We start from the raw sequence: 3,500 nt of genomic DNA, 5'->3' as shown, positions 1-3,500 counted from the left end.
ACGATCCCGAACACCAGGGGGGCGAGGGCGTCGTAGAGGGCGGAGAACGCCTGTTTGTCGCCACGGGCGACCTTCTGCATGACGTCCGTGAGGTCGCCGCGGTCGGTGTCGGCGGGACGGGTGCCGCTGAAGGGGATCGGTTGGCTCACCTTCGCCGCTCCGCCCGTGGGGAGAAGGCGAAGGGACGGCCCGGATCGGCCGTCGGGGGGCGGGGCGTCCATCGCATGCCGCTCCTTGTGTCATCGCTCGTGCGGGACCGGTCCGCTCCGGAGAACGGACCGGTCTTGGAAATCTGTACGTGTGTCGTCTGTTCTTCGTAACGGAAGGGCCTGCGGATGGGAGGACTTTTCGTCACCCGAGCCACCTGCGGCTCACCCCTTCGAGGGAAGCACGGGCGTGAGGCCAAACCGACCGGAGAGCGGCCGCGAAGACGGCGTGTGAGGGAGCCCGAAAGCGTTCACGGGAGATTCCTCACCGGCCGCGCGGGGCTTCCGCGCGGCCGACCGTCCTCACAGGAGGTCAAAGAACATGGTTCGTGTGCGACGAGGTCTGGCCGTGGCCCTGGCGGCCGGCGCGGTGGTGGTGGCCGGAGGGTCGGTGGCGTCTGCCGACGCGGGCGCACAGGGTGTGGCCGCGTACTCGCCGGGCGTGGGCTCGGGCAACCTCATCCAGCTGCCCGTCCACGTTCCGGTCAACGCCTGCGGCAACACCGTCAGCGTCATCGGGCTGCTGAACCCGTCCTTCGGCAACACCTGCATCAACGCCTGACCGACCACCGCGAGGAAGGGTCGCCGGTCCGCCCCCTGCGGGACGGGGCGGCGCGGACCGGCGCCCCTCCGGCCCGGGACACGTGCTGAACGTGTCCCGGGCCGGACGGGCCGGACGGGCCGGCTGCGGGTGGCTTTCGGCACAGCCACCCGCAGCACCCCCCGCCTCCGCGCGGGCTGCCGGGTGAGGACCTCGATGATCTGCTTGCCGCCGTCCGAGGGGCCGACGAAGAGGCCGGGGCCCCGGCGCCCGGACGATCTGCGGGCCACGTCCGCTTCCGGCGGACGCCTCCGCGAGGTCTCGGCGGTCGGGTAATCCGGCGCCCCCCTCCCGCGCTGACCGCAACGCCTGCCCGGCCCTCTTCCATGCTGACCGTGAGCGCGCAGGACCCCTCGACCTCCCGGTCGGTCGGACTCCGGCCCCGCCGGACACGACTCGGCTGCCCGGTTCTGCTCACCGCGGGCGCCCGCTGCGCTCCGTACCCGGTGGCCCAGCCGCCTTCCCGGAGGCCTCTCCCGCCCCGGCGCCTGCGGGACCGAGCACGCCGGTGACACGGACCGCTCCGCAGCCACCGCGCCCGTGCCCCGATGGCAACACGGGCGAGGGCTTCACTCTTTCGGGGGTCAGACCAATCCGCCGGGCGGGGGTCGCCGAATGCCGGGTGTGAGCAGCTTCCCCAGCAAACTCGTCCGCGCCGCACTCGGCGCCCTGGCCGGACTCCTGGCCGGCTTCACGGCCTTGGCCGTGGCCGAGCTCGTGGCCGGCCTGGTGCGGCCTGCGGCAGGACCGGTGACCGTGGTCGGGGGCGCGGTGATCGACCGCACCCCGGCCGCGGTGAAGGACTTCGCGATCCGGACGTTCGGAGAGAACGACAAGACCGCCCTGCGGCTCGGGATCCTTGCGGTTCTCGCCCTCGTCGCCATCGCCCTGGGCATCCTCGCCCTGTCGCACCGGCGGGCGGGTGCCGCGGGCGTGCTGCTGTTCGGAGTGGTCGGAGCGACAGCCGCCCTCAGCCGGCCCGACTACACCGGCATCGGCGACGTGCTCCCCCCGGTCGCCGGAGCGCTGGTGGGTGCTTTCGCCCTGTACGTCCTGGTGTCCAGAGCCGTGTCTGCGCCGGACCCCGCCGACGGGGTCCGTGCGGACGGCTCCGGCGGGTGGAACAGGCGCGGCTTTCTCACCGCCGCCGGTGTGACCGCCGTGGCGGCCACCTCGGCCGGCGCACTGGGACGGTTCTTCACCGGCAGGCAGGGCCAGGGCGCTGTCGCCTCCCGCGAGAGCCTGGTCCTGCCCAAGCCCGCCTCCCCCGCCCCCGCCGTGCCCGCAGGCGTTCAGCTGAAGGTCCCCGGCCTCACCGCCTTCAGCACCCCCAACCGCGACTTCTACCGCGTCGACACCGCCCTGACGGTCCCCAGGATCGACGCCGGAACCTGGCGGCTGCGGATCCACGGCAAGGGCGTCACCCGCCCGCTCACCTACACCCTCGACGATCTCCTCGCCCGCCCCCTGATCGAACGCGACATCACGCTCACCTGTGTCTCGAACGAGGTCGGCGGCCCGTACGTCGGCAGTGCCCGCTGGCTCGGCGTCCCCCTCGCCGACCTCTTGCGGGAAGCCGACGTGCGGCCACCGTCCAGGGGAGGCGAGGCGGACCAGCTGGTGGCGCGGTCGGTCGACGGGATGACACTCGGCTCCCCGGTCGAGGACGTCATGGACGGACGCGACGCCATGCTTGCCGTCGGCATGAACGGAGAGCCGCTGCCCTTCGACCACGGCTTCCCCGTCCGGATGCTCGTCCCCGGTCTGTACGGGTACGTGTCAGCCTGCAAGTGGATCACCGACATCGAGCTGACCACCTTCGACGCCTACGACCCGTACTGGGTGAAGCGCGGGTGGGCCCGCCGGGCGCCGATCAAGACCCAGTGCCGCATCGACACCCCCAAGCCGTTCGCCCGCCCGTCTGCCGGCACCGTCACGGTCGCCGGCGTCGCCTGGGCGCAACACCGCGGCATCACACGCGTCCAGATACGCGTCGACGACGGCCCGTGGCGGGACGCCGACCTCGCCGCCCAGGCCGGCACGGACACCTGGCGCCAGTGGACCTACCGCTGGGACGCCACCCCCGGCGGCCACACGCTCACCGTCCGCGCCACCGACGGCACCGGACGGGTCCAGACCGAACAGCGCACCCGGACCATCCCCGACGGGGCCAGCGGCCGGCACGGCGTCTTCGTCACCGTCACCTAGACCACCGGGCGGCCGAAGGCCGCACCGGGCAGCACGACCACCCACGCACCACGCGAACAGAAGCCCTCCAAGGAGTAAAAGACCATGAACAGCACGAAGATCCGTCGCACCGCTCTCGCCGTCGCCGCCGCGACCCTGCTTCCCTTCTCCCTGGCCGCGTGCTCCGACTCCGGCGGCGACACCAAGGCCGCCCCCACCGCGGCCGCCGGGGACGAGGCGAAGACGCGGACGAGCACGCCCTCCGAGGCGCCGATGACCGGCGACCAGCCCTTCGGCCCGGCCTGTGCCGGGGTGCCGAAGGAGGGCGCGGGCTCCTTCGACGGCATGGCCAAGGACCCGGTCGCCACCGCCGCGTCCCACAACCCTGCCCTGTCCACCCTGGTCACCGCCGTGAAGAAGGCCGGCCTGGTCGACACCCTCAACAACGCCGAGAACATCACGGTCTTCGCGCCGACGAACGACGCCTTCGCCAAGATCCCGAAGGC

The 3,500-nt window shown here is 72.8% G+C and carries 3 protein-coding genes; all 3 read left to right on the top strand.

Annotated elements, in window-relative coordinates; genetic code table 11:
• Positions 1 to 528 precede the first annotated feature (528 nt).
• The gene (locus IE180_RS35700) at positions 529 to 768 is read left to right on the top strand and encodes a chaplin (RefSeq protein WP_093872769.1); all 240 of its coding nucleotides are present in this window, start codon (positions 529 to 531) and stop codon (positions 766 to 768) included.
• A 654-nt stretch (positions 769 to 1,422) separates the two neighbouring features.
• Positions 1,423 to 3,015, top strand: coding sequence for a molybdopterin-dependent oxidoreductase (locus IE180_RS35695; protein ID WP_190161096.1), 1,593 nt, complete (start codon positions 1,423 to 1,425; stop codon positions 3,013 to 3,015).
• 84 nt (positions 3,016 to 3,099) lie between these two features.
• The coding region (locus IE180_RS35690) for a fasciclin domain-containing protein (protein ID WP_190161095.1) at positions 3,100 to 3,500 on the top strand (401 nt) is incomplete at its 3' end.

This window comes from Streptomyces litmocidini (assembly GCF_014649755.1).
Classification (GTDB): domain Bacteria; phylum Actinomycetota; class Actinomycetes; order Streptomycetales; family Streptomycetaceae; genus Streptomyces; species Streptomyces litmocidini.
The sequence above is the reverse complement of the archived record's forward strand: the minus strand, read 5'-3'. Positions and strand labels throughout refer to the sequence as shown.